Here is a 21,214-nt window from a genome sequence, read left to right as displayed (position 1 = left end):
AGGAACGGACGCTTCCTTTGTACTCACCCGAACTTCTCGGGCTTTCCTCCGGGCGCTTCCCTTCGGTCTTGCGTTTCCGACTCTATCAGATCTTTTTCCGATCCGATTTCCTCGGTGCTTTCCAGGTCTTCCGCTTTTGTTTCGCGGCTTTCCTTTCCGGCGGTTCCGACTTTATCAGAAGTTCTGAGTCGGTTTTCCCGGCCCCTCCCGGGACCGGTCCCGACGCACAGGGCGTCGAGGCCTTCCCGCTCGGGCGGAGCCGTAAACGTACTGGAGCGGGGCTGCCCGATGCAAATCGAGTGGCCCCGCTCCGGGTTCACCTGTACGGCGGGTCGTGCGTCGGTCAGACCTCGACGACGACCGGCAGGATCATCGGCCTGCGGCGATAGGTGTCGGAGACCCACTTGCCCAGCGTGCGGCGGATGAGCTGTTGCAGCTGGTGGGGCTCCACGACGCCGTCCTGGGCGGAGCGTTCCAGGACCTCGGCGATCTTCGGGGTGACGGCCGAGAACGCCGCGTCCTCGATGCCCGAGCCGCGGGCCTGGATGTGGGGGCCTCCCGTGATCTTGCCGGTGGAGGAGTCCACGACGACGAAGACCGAGATGATGCCCTCGTCGCCGAGGATCTTCCGGTCCTTGAGGGCCGGCTCGCCCACGTCGCCGACCGAGAGGCCGTCGACGTAGACATAGCCCGCCTGGACCTTGCCGGAGATCTTGGCCTTGCCCTCGACGAGGTCGACGACGACGCCGTCCTCGGCGATGACGATGCGGTCGTGCGGCACACCGGTCAGGGCGCCCAGCTCGGCGTTGGCGCGCAGGTGACGCCATTCGCCGTGCACCGGCATCAGGTTCTTCGGGCGGCAGATGTTGTAGAAGTACAGGAGCTCGCCCGCCGAGGCGTGGCCCGAGACGTGCACCTTGGCGTTGCCCTTGTGGACGACGTTCGCGCCCCAGCGGGTCAGGCCGTTGATCACGCGGTAGACCGCGTTCTCGTTGCCGGGGATCAGCGACGACGCCAGGATCACCGTGTCGCCGGGGACGATGCGGATCTGATGGTCGCGGTTGGCCATCCGGGACAGGGCCGCCATCGGTTCGCCCTGCGAGCCCGTGCAGACCAGGACCACCTCGTGGTCGGGAAGGTCGTCGAGCGTTTTGACGTCCACGACCAGTCCCGGCGGGACCTTCAGATAGCCGAGGTCGCGGGCGATGCCCATGTTGCGGACCATGGAGCGCCCCACGAAGGCGACGCGGCGGCCGTACTCGTGCGCGGTGTCCAGGATCTGCTGGATGCGGTGGACGTGGCTGGCGAAGCTGGCCACGATGATCCGCTTGCGGGCGTTCGCGAAGACCGTGCGCAGGACGTTGGAGATGTCCCGCTCCGGCGGCACGAAGCCGGGGACCTCGGCGTTCGTCGAGTCGGAGAGGAGGAGGTCGATCCCCTCCTCGCTCAGACGGGCGAACGCGTGCAGGTCGGTGAGGCGGCCGTCCAGCGGGAGCTGGTCCATCTTGAAGTCGCCCGTGTGGACCGCCATGCCGGCCGGTGTGCGGATGGCGACCGCGAGGGCGTCCGGGATGGAGTGGTTGACGGCGATGAACTCGCAGTCGAACGGGCCGATGCGCTCGCGGTGCCCCTCCGTCACCTCGAGGGTGTACGGACGGATCCGGTGCTCCTGGAGCTTGGCCTCGATCAGCGCGAGGGTCAGCTTGGAGCCGATCAGCGGGATGTCCGGCTTCTCCCTGAGGAGGTAGGGGACGGCGCCGATGTGGTCCTCGTGACCATGGGTGAGGACGATGCCCTCGATGTCGTCGAGGCGGTTCCTGATGGACGTGAAGTCCGGCAGGATCAGGTCGATGCCGGGCTGCTCCTCCTCGGGGAAGAGCACTCCGCAGTCGACGATCAACAGGCGGCCGCCGTACTCGAAGACCGTCATGTTCCGGCCGATCTCACCGAGACCGCCGAGCGGGGTGACCCGCAGGCCGCCCTCCGGCAGTGGCGGGGGCGGGGCGAGTTGCGGATGCGGATGACTCAAAAGACTCTCCTCACACACGCGCGCCACGTACCGGTGGGCACGTGGCGCGCATGACGTTCGTGCAGAAGCAGTTGTCGTGATGGATTGCAGGCACCGGTGGCCTGCCTATTCAGTTGTGAAGTCTGTTGTCAGAGCTGTACCCCGCCCGCGGCAAGATCGATCTTGAGCTGCTCGATCTCTTCGGGCGAGCACTCGACCATGGGCGAGCGCAGCGGTCCGGCGGGCAGGCCCTGGAGCGCGAGCGCGGCCTTGGTCGTCATGACGCCCTGGGTGCGGAACATACCCGTGTAGACGGGCAGCAGCTTCTGGTGGATCTCGGTGGCCTTCTGCACGTCGCCGTCGGTGAACGCCTCGACGAGGGCGCGCAGGTCCGGGGTGACCACGTGGCCGACCACGGAGACGAAACCGACCGCGCCCACGGACAGCAGCGGCAGGTTCAGCATGTCGTCGCCGGAGTACCAGGCGAGGCCGGAGCGCGCGATGGCCCAGCTCGCCCGGCCCAGGTCGCCCTTGGCGTCCTTGTTGGCGACGATGCGCGGGTGCGCGGCGAGGCGGACCAGCGTCTCGGTGCTGATCGGGACGCCGCTGCGACCGGGGATGTCGTAGAGCATGGCCGGCAGTCCGGTGGCGTCCGCGACGGTCGTGAAGTGGCGGTACAGGCCCTCCTGGGGGGGCTTGTTGTAGTACGGCGTGACGACCAGGAGGCCGTGCGCGCCCGTCTTCTCCGCCGCCCGGGCCAGCTCGACGCTGTGGTGGGTGTCGTTGGTGCCGACTCCCGCCACGACGTGGGCCCGGTCTCCGACGGCCTCCAGGACGGCTCGCACCAGGTCCGATTTCTCCGCGTCACTGGTGGTGGGGGACTCGCCGGTGGTGCCGTTGACGATCAGGCCGTCGTTGCCTGCGTCCACCAGGTGGGTGGCGAGCCGCTGGGCGCCGTCGAGGTCGAGTGCGCCGTCCGCCGTGAACGGCGTGACCATGGCGGTGAGGACCCGCCCGAAGGGGGTCTGCGGAGTGGAGGTCGGAGCCATGGGTGACACGCTACTCGTTGCTCCCCGTGAGGTCTGCCCACGGGGGTCCGGAAGGTCATGACAAAAGAGGAGCCCGGCACTGCCTGCTCGGGGGTTCAAGCAGTGCCGGGTCCGTTTGATCAGGCTAGATGAACTTCTCTAAATGCCGCAATACGGACACCTCGCACGGATGATCCGTACATACGTCTCCGTCGCGGCGTCTACGGGGCGACGCGGCCGTTGGCGTTGAAGGCCGCGTAGGTGAGGGGCATGAGCCCGGCCCACTCGGCCTCCATCTTCTCGCCCACCATCTCGATCTCCCGCTGCGGGAACGAGGGGACCTTCGCCAGCTCGTGCTGGGTGCGCAGGCCGAGGAAGTGCATCAGGGAGCGGGCGTTGCAGGTGGCGTACATGGAGGAGAAGAGGCCCACGGGCAGGACCGCGCGGGCGACCTCGCGGGCGACGCCGGCGGCGAGCATCTCCTGGTAGGCCTCGTAGGCCCGGCGGTAGGAGTCCTCCATGGTGCGGCCGACGAGCTCCTGCTGGGCCGGCGTGCCCTCGACGAAGACGTACTTGCCGGGACGGCCCTGCTGGACGAGCTTGCGGGACTCGCCGGGGACGTAGAAGACGGGCTGGAGCTCCCGGTAGCGGCCCGACTCCTCGTTGTAGGACCAGCCCACGCGGTGCCGCATGAACTCGCGGAACACGAAGATCGGGGCGCTGATGAGGAAGGTCATCGAGTTGTGCTCGAACGGGCTGCCGTGCCGGTCCCGCATCAGGTAGTTGATCAGGCCCTTGGAGCGTTCTGGGTCCTTGCCCAGCTCGTCCAGGGACTGCTCGCCGAGGGTCGAGACGCGGGCGGCGAAGAGCACGTCCGCGTCGGAGGCGGTGTGCTTGACCAGCTCGACGGTGACGTCGCTGCGGAAGGCGGGCTTGAGGTCGTCGTCGGCGGGGCTGTCGGTCACGTGCGGGGGTCCTTCCATCGCGTCTTCGGAGCGGCGACAACTCTACGGGGGCCGCCGGGGCGGGCCTCCGGCGGCGTGCCGCGGAAATTCGTCCAGGACGTCTGCCGATATGGGGCACGTTTTCGGGCACCCGCTCGTCTGAACCAGTGACGAGGTCCCCCTTGGCAGTGTCCTCGCGACTTCTCTCAGGAGGAAGCCCCACCATGTTCCGCCGGCGCGAGCCCGTACCCTTCGCCTTTCTCGCCGAGGCCGACAGGTTCCGTAGCAATGTGACTCCCCCGCCCCCCGAGCGGTCCTCGGTGAGCCAGATAGCCGGGCGCTGGCTGCTGGGGCTCACCATCGTGGCCGCGCTGGTGGGCTCGCTGGTCATCGGGATGCCGGCGCTGAGTCAGAACCAGCCCGCGCAGGGACCGCAGTCGCAGGCCTCCCAGGGGCGCTGAGCACCACGCCGACACCACCCGGCCCCCGAAGGTGGTGAGCCGGGACACGGCCGGATAGCCTCACCGGGCACAGCCCACGCATGGACGAGTGAGGACCAGCCGTGCCCCTGCCCTTCCTGACGGCCGACCGCGCATTCGAGGCGGCGGACGACGTCGCGTTGCCCTTCGACGACCGCGAGCGCTGGCGGCGCCCCTACCGGCCCGGTCCCTGGCGGGTCGGTGCGGCCGCGCTGGCGCTGCTGCTCGCCTCGTACGTGCTGTTCGCGGCCGTCATCATCGCCCTGACCGGATCGGTGTCCGAGGCGGGCACGGTCTTCGGCTGCTCGCTCGTCGTCATCGCCGCCGCCCTGCGACTGCTGCGGATGGGGGTGTGGGTGAGCGACCGCGGACTGCGCCATGTGAGCTTCCTGCACACGCGCACCCTGCCCTGGGAGCAGGTCCTCGCCGTGCGGACCGTGCAGCAGCCGGTGCGCTGGCTCGGGCTGCCGCGGACGGTCCAGGGCGAGGCGCTGACCGTCGTCCGGCGGGAGCGGCCCGCCGAGTCGGCGCCGCTGCTGACCACGCACGGAGCGGACTTCCTGGCGCGTCCCGAGGCGTTCGACCGGGCGGCCGACGCCGTCGAGGCCTGGGCGTCGGAGAACCGGCGCGGCTGAGTCCGCACGGTCCGGACGGAAGCAGGCATGGGGAAGGGGCCGGCCCGCGGTGTCGCGGGCCGGCCCCTTCCCCATGCCTGCCGGCCGGAGCGCCGGGTGGGTCCGCGGCTCAGGCGGCCTGGACCGGCTTGCCGTCGTGCAGGGCGATCGCACGCTGCATCGCCTTGCGGGCCCGAGGGGTGTCGCGGGCGTCGTGGTAGGCGACGGCGAGACGGAACCAGGTGCGCCAGTCGCCGGGGGCGTCCTCGGTCTCGGCCTTGCGCCGGGCGAACACCTCGTCGGCCGAGTCGCGGTCGACGCGGCCGCCGGGAGTTCTGCGCAGCTCGTCGACGGGCAGGCCGCCCTCGGCGTCGAGTTCGGCGGCGAGGGCGTTGGCCCGGCGGACGAACTGCGTGTTCTTCCACAGGAACCAGACGCCGATGACCGGCAGGATCAGCACCGCCACGCCGAAGGTGACGGTCAGGAGCGTGCCGGACTGGATGAGCATGACGCCGCGGCTGCCGACCAGGACGAAGTAGAAGACCAGGACGGCGGCCGTGACGGCGTAGGAGATCTTCGCGCGCATGACGTCGGGAGCTCAGTTCAGGTCGAGGAAGTGTTCCAGGCCGAAGGTCAGGCCCGGCGTCGACACCACCTTGCGGGCGCCCAGCAGGATGCCGGGCATGAAGCTGCTGTGGTGCAGCGAGTCGTGGCGGACGGTGAGGGTCTCGCCCTCGCCGCCCAGCAGGACCTCCTGGTGGGCGAGCAGGCCGCGCAGCCGGACGGCGTGGACGGGGATGCCGTCCACGTTCGCGCCGCGCGCCCCGTCCAGGCCCGTCTCGGTGGCGTCCGGCGCCGGGGCGGCGCCCGCGGCGCGGCGGGCCTCGGCGATGAGCTGGGCGGTGCGCGTGGCGGTGCCGGAGGGGGCGTCCACCTTCTTGGGGTGGTGCAGTTCGACGACCTCGACCGACTCGAAGTAGGGCGCGGCGATCTGCGCGAACTTCATCGTGAGGACGGCCCCGATGGAGAAGTTCGGGGCGATGAGCACGCCCGTCCGGGGGGACGCGGCCAGCCATCCGTTCAGCTGCGCGAGGCGTTCGTCGGTCCAGCCGGTGGTGCCGACGACGGCGTGGATGCCGTGTCCGACGCAGTACTCGAGGTTCTCCATCACGGAGGCCGGCGTGGTGAGTTCCACGACGACCTGGGCGCCGGTCTCGGCCAGCGTCTCCAGCTTGTCGCCGCGGCCCAGCGCTGCCACCAGCTCCATGTCCTCGGCGGCTTCGACGGCCCGTACCGCCTCGGAACCGATCCGGCCCCTGGCGCCGAGGACCGCCACACGCAGCTTGCTCATCTGTTGTGCTTCCTTACGGGAGTGGATTAGGCGACCGCGTCGTGCAGACGGGCGGCCTGCTTGTCCTTGAGCGGGCCGATGACCGACAGCGAGGGCCGTCGTCCCAGGATGTCGCGGGCCACGGAACGGACCTCGTCCGGGGTCACGGCAGCTATCCGGGCGAGCATGTCGTCGACCGACATCTGCTCTCCCCAGCACAGCTCGCTCTTGCCGATGCGGTTCATGAGCGCCCCGGTGTCCTCCAGGCCGAGGACCGTGGAACCCCGCACCTGGCCGATGGCGCGGCTGATCTCGTCGTCGGACAGGCCGTGTTCGGCGACCTGGTCGAGTTCGTCGCGGCAGATCTTCAGGACGTCGTGCACCTGCGAGGGGCGGCAGCCCGCGTAGACGCCGAAGAGTCCGCAGTCGGCGAAGCCCGAGGTGTACGAGTACACGCTGTAGGCCAGGCCGCGCTTCTCGCGGACCTCCTGGAAGAGCCGGGAGGACATGCCGCCGCCGAGGGCCGTGTTCAGCACGCCGAGCGCCCAGCGGCGGTCGTCCGTGCGGGCCAGGCCGGGCATGCCGAGGACGACGTGCGCCTGTTCCGTCTTGCGGCCGATCAGCTCGACGCGGCCCGAGGTGCGGATCGCCCGCGAGCCGTCGCGCGGGGCGATGGGGGCGGCGTCGGCGCTTTTGAAGGCGCCCGCCTTGTCGAAGGCCGCGCGGACCTGGCGCACGACCTTGTTGTGGTCGATGTTGCCCGCGGCCGCGACCACCAGGTGGGTGGGGTCGTAGTGCTTCTTGTAGAAGCGGCGGATGCGGTCGGCGGTGAGGGCGTTGACCGTGTCGACGGTGCCGAGGACCGGGCGGCCCAGGGCGGTGTCCCCGAACATCGTCTGCGCGAACAGGTCGTGCACGCAGTCGCCGGGGTCGTCGTCGGTCATGGCGATCTCTTCGAGGATCGCGCCGCGCTCGACGTTGACGTCCTCCTCGCGGATGAGCGAGCCGGTCAGCATGTCGCAGACGACGTCGATGGCGAGCGGCAGGTCGGTGTCGAGCACGCGCGCGTAGTAGCACGTGTACTCCTTCGCCGTGAACGCGTTCATCTCGCCGCCGACCGCGTCTATGGCGGAGGAGATGTCCAGCGCGGACCTGCGGTGCGTCCCCTTGAAGAGGAGGTGCTCCAGGTAGTGGGTGGCGCCGTTCAGGGAGGGCGTCTCGTCGCGGGAGCCGACGTGCGCCCAGATGCCGAAGGTGGCGGAGCGGACCGAGGGGAGGGTCTCGGTGACGATGCGCAGGCCGCCCGGGAGGGTGGTCTTGCGGACGACGCCGATGCCGGCCGTGCCCTTGATCAGGGTTTGGGTACGGGCGACGGCCCGCGCCTCCGAAGAGGTGCGGGCCGTCGCCTGGGAGCTACTCGACGTCACTTGTCGGAGTCGTCCTTCGTGTCCTCGGCAGCTTCCTCGCCCTCGATCACGGGGATCAGGGAGAGCTTGCCGCGGGAGTCGATCTCGGCGATCTCGACCTGGACCTTGGAGCCCACACCGAGCACGTCCTCGACGTTCTCCACGCGCTTGCCGCCGGCGAGCTTGCGGATCTGCGAGATGTGCAGCAGTCCGTCCTTGCCCGGGAGCAGCGACACGAACGCACCGAAGGTCGTGGTCTTGACGACCGTGCCCAGGTAACGCTCGCCGACCTCCGGCATGGTCGGGTTGGCGATGCCGTTGATCGTGGCGCGGGCGGCCTCGGCCTGCGAGCCGACCTGGGCACCGATGTAGATGGTGCCGTCGTCCTCGATCGTGATCTCGGCGCCGGTGTCCTCCTGGATCTGGTTGATCATCTTGCCCTTCGGGCCGATGACCTCACCGATCTTGTCCACGGGGATCTTGACGGTGATGATCCGCGGGGCGTTGGGGGACATCTCGTCCGGCGTGTCGATCGCTTCCATCATCACGTCGAGGATGTGGAGGCGGGCGTCGCGGGCCTGCTTGAGGGCCGCGGCCAGGACGGAGGCCGGGATGCCGTCCAGCTTGGTGTCGAGCTGGAGGGCGGTGACGAACTCCTTGGTGCCGGCGACCTTGAAGTCCATGTCGCCGAAGGCGTCCTCCGCACCGAGGATGTCGGTGAGGGCGACGTAGTGCGTCTCGCCGTTGATCTCCTGGGAGATCAGGCCCATGGCGATGCCGGCGACCGGGGCCTTCAGCGGCACACCGGCGTTCAGCAGCGACATCGTGGAGGCGCAGACCGAGCCCATGGACGTCGAGCCGTTGGAGCCGAGGGCCTCGGACACCTGACGGATCGCGTAGGGGAACTCCTCGCGCGTCGGCAGGACCGGCACGATGGCGCGCTCGGCGAGCGCGCCGTGGCCGATCTCGCGGCGCTTGGGGGAGCCGACGCGGCCGGTCTCGCCGACGGAGTACGGCGGGAAGTTGTAGTTGTGCATGTAGCGCTTGCGGGTCACCGGGGAGAGGGTGTCCAGCTGCTGCTCCATGCGGAGCATGTTGAGGGTGGTGACGCCCAGGATCTGGGTCTCGCCACGCTCGAACAGCGCCGAGCCGTGCACGCGCGGGATGGCCTCGACCTCGGCGGCGAGCGTACGGATGTCCGTGACGCCGCGGCCGTCGATGCGCTTCTTCTCCTTGATCACGCGCTCGCGGACCAGCTGCTTGGTGAGCGAGCGGTACGCGGCGGAGATCTCCTTCTCGCGGCCCTCGAACTCCGGCAGGAGCTTCTCGGCGGCGAGCGCCTTGACGCGGTCCAGCTCGGCCTCGCGGTCCTGCTTGCCCGCGATCGTCAGCGCGGAGGCGAGCTCCGGGCGGACGGCGGCGGACAGCGCCTCCAGGATGTCGTCCTGGTAGTCGAGGAAGACGGGGAACTCGCCGGTCGGCTTGGCGGCCTTGGCGGCGAGGTCGGCCTGGGCCTTGCAGAGCACCTTGATGAAGGGCTTCGCGGCGTCCAGACCGGAGGCGACGACCTCCTCGGTCGGCGCCTCGGCGCCGCCCGCGACCAGCTGGATGGTCTTCTCGGTGGCCTCGGCCTCGACCATCATGATCGCGACGTCGCCGTCCTCCAGGACGCGACCGGCGACGACCATGTCGAAGACGGCGTCCTCGAGCTCGGTGTGCGTCGGGAACGCGACCCACTGGCCGTTGATCAGCGCGACGCGGACGCCGCCGATCGGGCCGGAGAAGGGCAGGCCGGCCAGCTGCGTGGACGCGGAGGCGGCGTTGATCGCCACGACGTCGTACAGGTGGTCGGGGTTGAGCGCCATGATCGTGGCGACGACCTGGATCTCGTTGCGCAGGCCCTTCTTGAAGGACGGGCGCAGCGGGCGGTCGATCAGGCGGCAGGTGAGGATGGCGTCCTCGGAGGGACGGCCCTCACGGCGGAAGAAGCTGCCGGGGATCTTGCCGGCGGCGTACATCCGCTCCTCGACGTCCACCGTGAGGGGGAAGAAGTCGAGCTGGTCCTTGGGGTTCTTGGAGGCGGTGGTGGCCGACAGCACCATGGTGTCGTCGTCCAGGTACGCCACGGCGGAGCCGGCGGCCTGCTTGGCCAGGCGGCCCGTCTCGAAGCGGATGGTGCGGGTGCCGAAGGAGCCGTTGTCGATGACGGCCTCGGCGTAGTGGGTCTCGTTCTCCACTAGCGAATTCTCCTCGTCTTCGTCCCTCAGCTGCCCGTGTGGCAGGGGGACGGTTGCGGAGAAGCGCTCCGTTCGGTGCGGGCCGGTCTTCGATCGAAGCACCCGGGGTTCTCTGTCCCGGGGGCCACTACCGAGGACCGGCGGCGGTGCGGTGCGCTTCTCCTCGTTCGGTGTGCGTGGTGACGTTTACCCGCAGCGAGTACACGTCATCACGCTGTGTCGTACGTCGTGCGTTGTGCTACCACACTACAAAGCGTGGGTGACACTCCGCACGTTTCCGCGTCCGGCAGGGCCAGCGACGGGCCTCGCCGGAGGTGTCCTGCGCGGACGCGTGCGCTCCGGGGAGCGCGGGCCCGCAGGGCGGACGCGGGTCGCGTGCGGCGGACGCGCGCCGTGTAGAGCGGGCGCACGCCGTGCCCAGCGAAGCCGTGTCCAGCGAAGCCGTGTACAGCAAAAGGGAGCGGTCCCGATGCTGCCGGGAACCGCTCCCCTCACGGCGTCCTACTTGGCGCCCGCCGCACCGCGACGGATGCCGAGGCGGTCGACCAGCGCACGGAAGCGCTGGATGTCCTTCTTGGCGAGGTACTGCAGCAGGCGACGACGCTGACCGACCAGGATCAGCAGACCACGACGGGAGTGGTGGTCGTGCTTGTGCGTCTTGAGGTGCTCGGTCAGGTCCGAGATCCGGCGCGACAGCATGGCGACCTGGACCTCGGGGGAGCCGGTGTCGCCCTCCTTCTGGCCGAACTCGGTGATGATCTGCTTCTTCGTAGCGGCGTCGAGCGGCACGCGTACTCCTCGTAGTCTTTTCAGTGGCCACCGAGTGCCCCCGGTCTGTGTCTCGGGGGAGCTTCCGTTACTCGGGAGGCGGGGATCCGCTGAGCGCGACCTCCAGAACCTCGGGCGTCGCTCGAGGGTGCTTCCGGGGGTGCGTACACAAACGGCCGAGAGCCAGGGTATCAGGCCGGTGCGCCGGGCTTGTCCGGGATGGGCGGCGGGCGGCCGGGCCCCGCTGCGACGGGTGGGGGCAGTGTAGGGGGCGCGACGCCGGACCGGAACGTAAAAGAGGAACCTCTGAGCTGGGAGAACCACGGCAAGTAGGCTGACGCAACAGCTCGTTGGCACGGCGGCGACAGCGGCTCACCAGGGGCTGCGGCACAGCGGGAACAGCAGTGGCGGCGGGCGGACGGGTACGGCGGTGGAACGGGAACAGAGGGAAGGGTCGGAGCCGATCATGGCCGATGACATGGCCGATGCCGTGAGGACCGAGCGGGCCGAGGACACCGGGCGCGGCGATCACGACGGGAGCGCGGCCGTGCGGGCGCGCAAGGACAGGGAGCGGGACGAGCTCTACGCGCTCGACATTTCCGGCGTCGAGTGGCAGTGCGCGCCGGACACGGAGGAGCACGAGGAGCGCGTCGAGATCGCCCACCTCCCCGAGGGCGCGGTGGCGATGCGGTCGTCGCTCGACCCGGAGACGGTGCTGCGCTACACCGAGGCGGAATGGCGGGCCTTCGTGCTGGGCGCCCGCGACGGCGAGTTCGACCTGGAACCGGCGCCGGGCGACGGGGGCTGAGGGCGGGACAGCAGGGCCCGCACACTACGGGTCGTGTGAACGGTGCGCGGTGCAGGGGCCGTGACGGCGCTCGTCACGGCCGCCTTCCGCCTTCGGACACCGGTCAGCCGGTCAGCCGGGTCAGCCGGTCATCGAGCGTGCGGTCGCGTACACGTCGAAGACGGCCAGCGCCAGGGGCACCAACGTCAGCAGGACGAAGCCCTCGGCGATCTCCATGAACCGGCCCCAGAACGGCGTGATACCGCCGCGGGCGGCGATCAGACCGATCGCGGTGACGATCGCGGAGGCCGCGGCGATCGCGGCGACCAGCCAGATCGTGCGGAGGTCCAGGCCGGTGCGGTCGCCCGCCAGGGTCGCGTGGACCACCGAGTGGGGCGGGTTGAGCGCGAGACCGAGGCCGAGCAGGACGAGGGAGCCGAGGCCCGCGGCCAGCACCGGCGCGACCTGGGCGGTGTAGCGGAAGAGGTGGGCGCGCATCAGCAGGGCGATGCCCGTGGCCAGCGCGAGGAGCTGTGCCCAGACGTCGTCGGAGAACCCGAGGACGGCACAGGCGCCGACGGTGATCACCGCGCAACCGCCGACCAGGCCCACCAGGAGTTCGTGGCCACGGCGGGCCTGGGCCGCGATCCGATCGGCGTCGACCGGCTCCCGGGGGGTGGGGTCGGTGCCGTACGCGCTGCGCGCGCCGGAGTCCGGGGCGTCGAAACCGATCGGCAGGCGGGCGAAGCGCATGGACAGGCCGGGCAGGAAGGCCTGGGCGCCCACGCCGAGGGGGGCGCACAGAGCGGCGGTCTCGGCGGGGGTCCAGTGCGCGAGAATCGCCGTGAACACCGCTGCCAGCCCCGCCCCGGAGGCGACCACGAAGGCGACGAAGGGGCCGTCCCCGCGGGGTGAGCACAGGGTGAGCAGTACCGAGGCCAGGAGGACCGCGGCGCAGGCCAGGAGGAACTGCAGTTTGCCGATGCCCTGGCCGTCGGCGAGCGGCAGGAGCCCGGAGCCCGCGACCGCCACGTTGGGCAGCGCGCCGAGCCCGAGGGCCACGGCGGACCCGCGGTCGTCGTAGACGCGAGCCCGGACGCAGGCGAGGGCGACCAGCAGGACGCCGACGACCGCGGCGAGCACGCCGGGCAGGCTGTTCATGTCGTGGCGCGGGTCGCCGGTCCAGGCCACGAAGGCGAGCAGGGCCGGCAGGACGCCTCCTCCCACGAGGCCCGCGGCACGGGTGAGGTAACCGCTCCACAGGGTGTGCTCTCGGGTCACCGCGGCGGCGACCGCCTCGGAGACGTCGTCGAAGACGGCGGGCGGCAGAGACTCGGAGAAGGGGCGCAGCGCGAGGAGTTCACCGTCGAGGATGTGCTGGGCGGCGAACGACCGTGAGCTGTCGAGGACGGTTCCGTCCCGGCGGACCAGGTGATAGCCGACCGGGGCGCCCTCGGCGGGGCTCTGCCGGGCGAGCCTGAGGATCTCCGGGTAGATGTCGGCGACGGGGATGTCGTCGGGCAGTGCCACGTCGATCCGGCTGTCGGGGGCGACGATCGTGACCCGGCAGAAGCCGAGCCCCGTCCCCGCCGCGGGAGCGGATGTGGTGCCGCGCCCTTCTCCGGTGGCTGCCGCGGAGGCCGCGATACTCACCTGCTGCTCCCCCTCAGTGATGGTTCCGCGTCGACGGCGTGACCGTGCGGTGTGACATCCCGCTCCGGTGTGCGTGCGGAGCGGCCCGCGGTGTGCTCACGCGAACATCCGGCACCCTACCGTCCTCCGGTCGCAGGGGTGGTCAGTAGGATCACGCGGCGGCCTGCGTCCGGCTGACACGGGGTGACGGACGGTATTTCGGGGGCCTCGCAAGAGGATTGGTGAGCAGTGAGCCATATCGTCGTGAAGCGCCCGCCGCGGGCGCTGCCGTCCGAGGTGCCCACGGGCGAGGTCGTCCTGCAGCCTCCGCCGGAGCTGCCCCGGGGGCACCAGGAAAGCGTGCTGATGCAATTGCTGCCGACGCTCGGCATGGGCGGCTCGGTGGTCTTCTTCTTCACGAGCGGACAGCCGTTCATGAGGATCATGGGCATGGTCATGATCGCCTCGACCGTGGCGATGTCCATCGCGATGGTGGTGCGCTTCCGGCGCGGTTCCCAGGGACAGTTGGCGGACATGCGCCGGGACTACCTGAGCTATCTGGCGCAGATCCGGCGCACCGCGCTCGATACGGCCAGGGCGCAGCGCGACGCCCAGTACTACCTGCACCCCTCTCCTGAGCAGCTGTGGGCGCTGGTCGCCGAGGGCAGCCGGGTGTGGGAACGGCGGCCCGGGGACGAGGACTTCGGCCAGGTCCGTGTCGGGCTGGGCGCCCAGGCCCTGGCCACGCCGCTCCTCGCCCCCGAAACCGGCCCGGTGGAGCAGCTGGAACCGCTGACGGCGGGCGCGCTGCAGCGCTTCATCGCCGTCCACGACAGCCTGGACGACCTGCCGATGGCCGTGTCGCTGCGTGCCTTCTACCACGTCACGATCAGCGGTGAACCGCTGTCGGTGCGCTCCTGCGCCCGGGCCCTGGCCGGCTCGCTGGCCGCGCTGCACTCGTCCGAGGACCTGGTCATCGCCGTCGTGGCGGGCCAGGGGGAACTGCCGCACTGGGACTGGGTCAAGTGGCTGCCGCACGTCCAGGCGTCCGATGTCGTGGACGGGGCGGGCAGCTGCAGGTTTGTCGGCACCGACGTCCGTGAGCTGGAGCGGATGCTCGGGGCGCGGCTCGCCGGCCGTCCGCGCTTCCATCCGAACGCGGGGCCGCTGCCCGACGAAGCGCACCTGGTCGTCGTCCTGGACGGCGTCTCGCTCCCTCCCGACTCGGTCCTGGCCAATTCCGAGGGGCTTCAGGGTGTGACGGTGCTGGAGGTCGTCCCCGGTGAGCTCTCGGGAGCGGGCGGCGAGCTGGACATCGTCGTCCAGCCCGGCGCGTTGCGGCTGGAGTCGGCGCACGGCGCCGTGTACGAGGGCACGCCCGACGCCCTCTCGTCGGAGTCCGCCGAGGCGCTCGCCCGGCAGCTCGCCCCGCTGCGCATGGCCTCCGGCGGGGACGACGACGAGCCGTTGCTGGCCAATCTGGAGTTCACCGACCTGCTGAACCTCGGCGACGCGGCGGCCGTGGACCCGTCGCGCACCTGGCGGCCGCGTTCGCTGGCCGAGCGGCTGCGCGTGCCGATCGGGGTGGGCGAGGACGGCCGTCCGGTGATGCTGGACCTCAAGGAGGCGGCGCAGGAGGGCATGGGTCCGCACGGCCTGTGTGTGGGCGCGACGGGGTCCGGCAAGTCGGAGTTGCTGCGCACCCTGGTGCTGGGCCTTGCGGTCACCCACTCCTCCGAGACGCTGAACTTCGTCCTCGCCGACTTCAAGGGCGGCGCGACCTTCGCCGGCATGGCGCAGATGCCGCACGTGGCGGCCGTCATCACCAACCTCGCGGACGACCTGACGCTGGTCGACCGGATGGGCGACTCCATTCGCGGCGAGCTCAACCGCCGTCAGGAACTGCTCCGGGACGCGGGCAACTACGCCAACATCCACGACTACGAGAAGGCGCGGGCCGCGGGAGCGGCCCTGCAGCCGATCCCCTCCCTGGTCCTGGTGATCGACGAGTTCAGCGAGCTGCTGACGGCGAAGCCGGACTTCATCGAGATGTTCGTGCAGATCGGCCGGATCGGCCGCTCGCTCGGCGTGCACCTGCTGCTGGCCTCGCAGCGCCTGGAGGAGGGCCGCCTGCGCGGCCTGGAGACGTACCTGTCGTATCGCGTCGGTCTGCGCACGTTCTCCGCGGCGGAGTCGCGCGCGGCGCTGGGCGTGCCCGACGCCTACTCGCTGCCGAACGTGCCGGGTTCGGGGTTCCTGAAGTTCGGCACGGACGAGATGGTGCGGTTCAAGGCGGCGTACGTGTCCGGGGTCCACCGAGCGGGCGGTCAGCGGGCGGCGGCCGGCGGCGGGGCGCTCCCGGTGGACCGGCGGCCGGTGCTGTTCACCTCGGCCGAGGTGCCGATGCGATACGCCGTGCCGCGGCAACTGCCTGCCGGGGACGGTCCCGATATCGACGAGGCGCTCGCCGACACCGTCCTCGACGTGATCGTGCGCCGGCTGGAGGCGCAGGGGCCGGCGGCGCACCAGGTGTGGCTGCCGCCGCTGGACAGTCCGCCGTCGCTCGACGCGCTTCTCCCCGGTCTCACGGCCGTGCAGGACCGCGGTCTCACACAGCCCGGCTACGAGGGCGCGGGCAGGCTGGTCGTACCGGTCGGCCTGGTGGACAAGCCGTTCGAGCAGCGCCGCGACCCCCTCTGGGTGGACTTCTCCGGTGCGGCGGGCCACATGCAGATCGTCGGCGGCCCGCAGTCCGGCAAGTCGACGCTGGTGCGCACGCTGATATCGGCGTTCGCCCTCACCCACACACCGCACGAGGTCCAGTTCTACGGCCTCGACTTCGGCGGTGGCGGCATGGCGACGGTGGCCGGCCTGCCACACGTGGGCGGCGTCGCCTCGCGGCTTGATCCGGAGCGGGTGCGGCGGACGGTGGCCGAGGTGTACGGCGTCCTGACCCGCCGCGAGGAGTACTTCCGCTCGGCCGGGATCCCCTCGATGGCCGATTTCCGGGCCAGGCGGGCGAGGGGCGACATCCCGGTGACGGACCAGCCGTGGGGAGACGTGTTCCTGGTCATCGACGGGTGGGGCAACTTCCGCGCGGACTACGAGGCCATGGATCAGATCGTCCACGATATCGCGGCGCGCGGTCTCGGCTACGGCATCCATCTCGTGCTGACCGCCTCGCGGTCGATGGAGGTCCGGTCGGCCCTCAAGGACCACCTGATGAACCGCCTGGAGTTGCGACTCGGCGACACCATGGACTCCGAGATCGACCGCAAGGTCGCCGCCAACGTTCCGGCGGGTGTTCCGGGGCGCGGTCAGTCACCGCAGAAGTTGCATTTCATGGCAGCTGTGCCGCGGATCGACGGCCTCGCCTCCGACACCGAACTCTCCGACGCCACGCAGGCGCTGGCCGCCGAGGTCGCTCGGCTCTGGCAGGCGCCCGCAGCCCCCGAAGTGCGGCTGCTGCCACGCGAGTTCCCGGCGAGCCGCCTGCCGCCGGGGAGTCGCTTCCCGCGCCGCGGGGTCGCCTTCGCCCTCGACGAGAACAACCTGGAGCCGGTCTACGTCGACTTCGAACAGGATCCGTTCTTCCTCGTGTTCGGCGAGAGCGAGTCAGGCAAGTCCAACCTGCTGCGGCTGCTGATCAGGCAGCTGACACAGCGCTACCCCGGCGACGAGTGCAAGCTCTTCGTCGTCGACAACAGGCGCTCCCTGCTGGACGTGACACCGTCCTCCCATCTGGCCGAGTACATCCCGATGTCCAACGCCATGGATCACCACATGACCGCGCTGGCCGACCTGATGAAGCGCCGGACACCGACGGCGGACGTGACGGCGCAGCAACTCCGGGACCGGAGCTGGTGGCGTGGGCCGACGGTGTACGTGGTCATCGACGACTACGACCTGGTGGCGACGTCGAGCGGCAATCCGCTGGCCGGTCTGACGGAACTGCTTCCGTTCGCCCGGGACGTGGGCGTGCGGTTCATCGTCGCGCGCTCGACGGCGGGGGCGGGGCGGGCGTCGTACGAGACGTTCATGCAAAGGATCAAGGAACTCGGCGCGCAGGGCGTCGTCCTCGCCGGCGACCCCGGGGAGGGCGACCTCCTGGGCGGGGTCCGGCCCCGGCCGATGCCCGCGGGGCGGGGCGTCTTCGTCTCACGGCGCCGGGGGAAGCCGTTGGTGCAGGTGGGATGGGTGGAGGAACAGGCGGACGCGCGGGCCTAGTTCGCCCCCTCACCGTCCCGTCACCGCGTCATGCGCGTGAGTTGCGGAACGTATGGTGAGCTCCGTGAACGCTGTCCGAGGCAGTTCACGAACGAGGTGCGTAGACAGCTTGACGCAATCGTCCCGCCCGGTGGACGGGCTTCACGAAGACATGAGGACACGGGGGAAGGGGTCCACGCATGGCGTGGGAGGAGTGGGAGCAGATGAAGGCCGCGGCGGCCGATCAGCATGCCACCCGAATGCAGCTCAACCAGATTCCGGCCGATCAGGGCGGCGACGACACACAGGGCGACCTCGTGGCCGGTCACCAGGACCTGGAGGCGGTCGGAAAGGCGGCTCACGACCTGTTCGTGGACTTCACGGCCTACAGCGGGCACGCGCGCGTGACGTCCGCTGCGGCAGCGGGCGGGCTCAAGGGTGAGGGTTTCGCGCTGGGCGCCGCCTTGGACCACGTGACGGAACGCTGGGGCGAGCAGACCAAGACCCTGTTGGACGCCTGCGCCCATATCTCCAACCACCTGCGGTTCACGAAGAACCAGCATGCGGCGGACGACTCGTACATCGGGGGCGCGGTCAGCAGCATCGCCACGTTGGACGAGGGTTTCGACGACCGGAAGGGCCACTGACGCCGATGGACCTCGACGCCCTGCGCCACGGAGACTTCTCCAAGCTCGGTGAAGCAGTCACCGACTGGGAGCAGATGACGAAGAAGCTCGCGGACCTGCAGAAGGATGCGGAGGCCAACCTCAAGGCGAAAGCGGACACGGCCAGGTGGGCCGGGGTGAACGCCACCGTCTCCCGTGAGTTCATCGCCAAGACCGCGGCCGAGTTCGCCGACGCTCACACCCAGGCCGACTCCATCACCAAGATCCTCAGCGACACCCGCGGTGAACTCATCGGGTACCGGACCCAGGTGAATGACGCGATCAGGCGGGCGACGGAGCAGCATCTGACCGTCGTCGACACCGGCGAGGGCACGTTCACCGTCGCCGGGAACACCCGGCCCGACTGGGCCTCGGACCCCAGCGGTAGGACCGGTGCGACGGACCAGAAGACGGTGGACGCCTTCCGTGACGAGATCCAGGGCATCCTGTCCAAGGCGACGCAGAGCGACAACAGCGCTGCGAAGGTCCTGCGGCTTCTCGTCGACCAGGCGAAGTACGGCTTCGCCGACACGTCCTATGCCAACAGGGACGAGGCAGCCGAGGCCGTCGCGGCGGCGGAGAAGCTGGCGAAGATGGCGAAGAACCCCGCCGACATGAGCCTCGACGACATAGCCGACTTCAACCGCACGATGGACAAGTACAACGGCGACGGCCTGTTCGCCGAGCAGTTCGCCACCCGCCTCGGCCCCAAGGGGACTCTCCAGTTCTGGACCGAGATGACTTCGGCCCACGCCGGCGCCAGGGGCTCCGAGCTCGAGACGATGAAGAGCCTCCAGCACAACTTGAGCCTGACCCTGGCCACAGCGTCCTTCTCGGACTCGGACGCCATGCAGCACTGGAAGAAGGACCTCATCGCGGAACGGAACACCAACTTCCGTGCCGCCGACTCCTTCAGCCCCGTCGGCGCTCTCGGCTCCCAGGTCATCAGCAGCCTGATGCGGAACGGGCAATACGACACGGAGTTCCTGGACGACTACCGGAAGACGCTTTTCAAGGCGGACAAAGCTGCGGGTGACGCGGGGACCCACGACCTGTGGGTCAAGGGGTACGACGCCCTGGACCTCGTCTTCGGCGACGGCAACGGCCGGGATCCGCTGGAGGGTCTGTTCGAGGGCCTGGCCCACAACCCGGAGGCGGCAACGCATGCGTTCGGGGCCAAGTCGGATCTGGACCACATGTTCGGCACCACCGTGTACACGGATCGGGGGAAGTCCCTCGGGCACGCGTTGGAGGCGGCGGTGACGGGCATCGCGATGGGCGACCACACGTCAGCGGCTCCGCCGCACAGCGCCGCGCAGGTGCAGATCATGGCCAACATCATGAATGCGGTGGCGCAGCCCGGGAGCGGTGCGGATCTCGTGACCAAGGGGCTGGGGGAAAGTTTCGGGAACATGGCAGCGTCCTACATGCCGGAGATCAGCCGGTCATTCGCGGGGCCCAACGCGTCGGCGTTCCTCAGCAACAGCGAAATTCCCGAAGAAGGACTGGAAACGGCCGACGTGACCAGATTCCTGTCTGCGGTCTCCTCAGACCCCGACGGGAGAGCCGGGATCATCGTAGGGGAGAGTATTTACACCAGCGGCCTCCTCGACGCGCATCTTTCTGATCCATCCCTGTTCGACGGCTCCCGCGACACGGTCCTTGAGAACATCGGCCGGAACGCAGGAATCATCGAGGGCATCGTCGGGCATTCTGTGGCTGATGAGAGCGTCCAGTCCGCCGTCGAAGGGGAGAAGGATTACAACGACGCCGTAAAGAAAAAGGGCGATTTCGTCAAGACCTGGCTGGCGACCGGATTGGGGTATGGATCCGTTTCTCTCTTTCCTGGCAGTCACGCGGCCGCCGGCGCCGCGGTCGGAGGGTTCGCCGGTGGCGTCGTCGGCTTGGCCGTTGACCGTTTCCTCGAGGGGCAGGAGCTGAACGGGGCCAAGGACGAGGCCCTGTACGCGAGTGCCAAGGACCTCTATGCGATGCGGGATTCAGTCAACCAGCAGACACAATGGTCGGTCGAGGATGCCCTTGAACAGCATCACGTGGATCTCCCCAAGGACGAGACAAGCGACACCGTGCGCGTCGCCGTCAATGAAGGCTGGGACGAAGCGAGTCATTTCCTGACCAACTCCAAGGAGCGTCCGCATGACTGACGCTCAGCGGAAGAGAGAACGGGCTGCCACCAAGGCGAGCACAAAGGGGCTTCTCATCTGCCTGGCAGTGCTCAGTGTTGCTGGTGCCGGCGCGTGGTTCGCGTTGACGACCGGGCTCGAACGCCTGCCGTCGAAGGTCTGCGAGGGCTCAGTCGACCGTGATGTGGTGATCCGTGCGCTGCCGCGTACGCGAACGGCGGAGGAGGGGTCCAGCCGAAGCCACGAAGGCAAGAACCTGATGTTCTCCTGCCACATATACACCAGTGCGGATTCGATTCTCTCCGGCATGACACGAGTCGATGATGCCTCCATGCAGCAATGGCTCGATCACTACGGGGGCACCACGAGCAAGGAGTCCATACGCGTCTCCGCCGACGGCATCGAAGCGTTGGCCGGACTGAACACCGACAGCGGACGCTCTTCCGTCTACGTTCCCTGCGTTCCTCGCGGAGTCCCGGCCGGGAGTGCCAACGAGTCCTACGCGATCATCACCGAGGCCAGCGTCGTCGGCGCGGGCAGGGTATCCGGAGCGGCACTGCGCCAAGCTGTGAGTGACTTCGCCTATCAACTCACCAAGCACGTGTACGAAGAGGCCGGATGCAAGGATCGTCGTACCTTTCCCGAGGAACTCCCCCGCTACGAGGACGATCGATGACGGACGAGGAGATCATCAGGCACTTCGACGGGCGAGGCCGCGTGCGTCTGCAGTTTCCGCACGCTACGAGTGCCGAGCGGTGTCGCCGCATGATGGCGATTGCTCACGCCCTCGGTTACAAGGCACTGTCCACTGACGCTCTCGGGCGCGGGGAATTCCCCCGCCTCTACGAACGCGACGACGCCCCTGACGCCCGTCGCCGCGCCGAGCAGACCATCGCACGGCTCCGGGCCGGCGGCCCGGTGCTGCCGGGCATCGAACCGCCCCCACCTCCCCCGCCCTCTCCGGCC

General features: G+C 69.6%; 16 protein-coding genes and 1 pseudogene. 8 read left to right on the top strand and 9 right to left on the bottom strand.

What is annotated here, in order from left to right; translation table 11 throughout:
• Positions 1–343 precede the first annotated feature (343 nt).
• The 3 genes from KMS84_RS30720 to thyX all read right to left on the bottom strand — a co-directional run bounded on the left by KMS84_RS30720 (position 344) and on the right by thyX (position 4,001).
• Positions 344–2,029, bottom strand: a complete 1,686-nt coding sequence (locus KMS84_RS30720) for a ribonuclease J (RefSeq protein ID WP_256919748.1) — start codon at positions 2,027–2,029, stop codon at positions 344–346.
• A gap of 128 nt (positions 2,030–2,157) precedes the next feature.
• A complete protein-coding gene (dapA, locus tag KMS84_RS30715) occupies positions 2,158–3,057 on the bottom strand; it encodes a 4-hydroxy-tetrahydrodipicolinate synthase (protein WP_256919747.1) in 900 nt (299 codons plus the stop codon).
• A 200-nt stretch (positions 3,058–3,257) separates the two neighbouring features.
• Entirely contained in the window at positions 3,258–4,001 is a 744-nt protein-coding gene (gene thyX / locus KMS84_RS30710) for an FAD-dependent thymidylate synthase (protein ID WP_256919746.1), read from the bottom strand.
• 203 nt (positions 4,002–4,204) lie between these two features.
• Between thyX and KMS84_RS30705 the strand changes: the two genes are divergently transcribed.
• Together KMS84_RS30705 and KMS84_RS30700 are read left to right on the top strand one after the other, a co-directional pair.
• Complete coding sequence (locus tag KMS84_RS30705; protein ID WP_069773754.1) at positions 4,205–4,441, top strand: hypothetical protein; 237 nt, start codon at positions 4,205–4,207, stop codon at positions 4,439–4,441.
• Between the two features lie 101 nt (positions 4,442–4,542).
• Positions 4,543–5,094, top strand: coding sequence for an SCO5741 family PH domain-containing membrane protein (locus KMS84_RS30700; RefSeq protein ID WP_256919745.1), 552 nt, complete (start codon positions 4,543–4,545; stop codon positions 5,092–5,094).
• A gap of 109 nt (positions 5,095–5,203) precedes the next feature.
• Here the strand turns inward: KMS84_RS30700 and KMS84_RS30695 are convergent, their stop codons facing one another.
• The 5 genes from KMS84_RS30695 to rpsO form a co-directional block, all read right to left on the bottom strand.
• Positions 5,204–5,659, bottom strand: coding sequence for a tetratricopeptide repeat protein (locus KMS84_RS30695; RefSeq protein WP_256919744.1), 456 nt, complete (start codon positions 5,657–5,659; stop codon positions 5,204–5,206).
• 12 nt (positions 5,660–5,671) lie between these two features.
• Positions 5,672–6,424 (bottom strand): 4-hydroxy-tetrahydrodipicolinate reductase, encoded by a 753-nt coding sequence (gene dapB / locus KMS84_RS30690; protein ID WP_256919743.1) that lies wholly within the window; start codon positions 6,422–6,424, stop codon positions 5,672–5,674.
• Between the two features lie 26 nt (positions 6,425–6,450).
• The gene (locus tag KMS84_RS30685; protein WP_256919742.1) at positions 6,451–7,830 is read right to left on the bottom strand and encodes a M16 family metallopeptidase; all 1,380 of its coding nucleotides are present in this window, start codon (positions 7,828–7,830) and stop codon (positions 6,451–6,453) included.
• The gene (locus tag KMS84_RS30680) at positions 7,827–10,046 is read right to left on the bottom strand and encodes a polyribonucleotide nucleotidyltransferase (RefSeq protein ID WP_069773759.1); all 2,220 of its coding nucleotides are present in this window, start codon (positions 10,044–10,046) and stop codon (positions 7,827–7,829) included. Before KMS84_RS30680 ends, KMS84_RS30685 begins: the two co-directional genes overlap by 4 nt.
• A 501-nt stretch (positions 10,047–10,547) precedes the next feature.
• Entirely contained in the window at positions 10,548–10,835 is a 288-nt protein-coding gene (gene rpsO / locus KMS84_RS30675; RefSeq protein ID WP_003993372.1) for a 30S ribosomal protein S15, read from the bottom strand.
• A gap of 457 nt (positions 10,836–11,292) precedes the next feature.
• On the opposite strand from rpsO, the gene KMS84_RS30670 reads away from it, so the two are divergent.
• A complete protein-coding gene (locus KMS84_RS30670) occupies positions 11,293–11,622 on the top strand; it encodes a DUF397 domain-containing protein (protein ID WP_256919741.1) in 330 nt (109 codons plus the stop codon).
• 120 nt (positions 11,623–11,742) lie between these two features.
• Here the strand turns inward: KMS84_RS30670 and eccD are convergent, their stop codons facing one another.
• Entirely contained in the window at positions 11,743–13,254 is a 1,512-nt protein-coding gene (gene eccD, locus KMS84_RS30665; protein WP_256919740.1) for a type VII secretion integral membrane protein EccD, read from the bottom strand.
• Between the two features lie 228 nt (positions 13,255–13,482).
• Here eccD and eccCa point away from each other — a divergent pair, with 228 nt between their 5' ends.
• The 5 genes and pseudogenes from eccCa to KMS84_RS30640 all read left to right on the top strand — a co-directional run.
• Positions 13,483–17,460: a type VII secretion protein EccCa gene (gene eccCa, locus KMS84_RS30660; protein ID WP_256919739.1), complete on the top strand. Its 3,978-nt coding sequence runs from the start codon at positions 13,483–13,485 to the stop codon at positions 17,458–17,460.
• A 179-nt stretch (positions 17,461–17,639) separates the two neighbouring features.
• Positions 17,640–18,086: a hypothetical protein gene (locus KMS84_RS30655; RefSeq protein ID WP_256919738.1), complete on the top strand. Its 447-nt coding sequence runs from the start codon at positions 17,640–17,642 to the stop codon at positions 18,084–18,086.
• A gap of 5 nt (positions 18,087–18,091) precedes the next feature.
• Positions 18,092–20,269 carry a hypothetical protein gene (locus KMS84_RS30650; protein WP_256919737.1) on the top strand — a complete coding sequence of 726 codons (2,178 nt, stop codon included), beginning with the start codon at positions 18,092–18,094 and terminating at the stop codon, positions 20,267–20,269.
• Positions 20,262–20,924 (top strand): hypothetical protein, encoded by a 663-nt coding sequence (locus KMS84_RS30645; protein WP_256919736.1) that lies wholly within the window; start codon positions 20,262–20,264, stop codon positions 20,922–20,924. Before KMS84_RS30650 ends, KMS84_RS30645 begins: the two co-directional genes overlap by 8 nt.
• Positions 20,921–21,214 (top strand): annotated as a pseudogene (locus tag KMS84_RS30640) (hypothetical protein); the annotation flags it as partial. The gene KMS84_RS30645 and the pseudogene KMS84_RS30640, both read left to right, overlap by 4 nt.

The sequence above is a fragment of the Streptomyces hilarionis genome (assembly GCF_024539675.1).
In the GTDB taxonomy this organism is placed as follows: Bacteria; Actinomycetota; Actinomycetes; order Streptomycetales; family Streptomycetaceae; genus Streptomyces; species Streptomyces hilarionis.
This window is presented reverse-complemented; position numbering and strand designations above follow the sequence as displayed.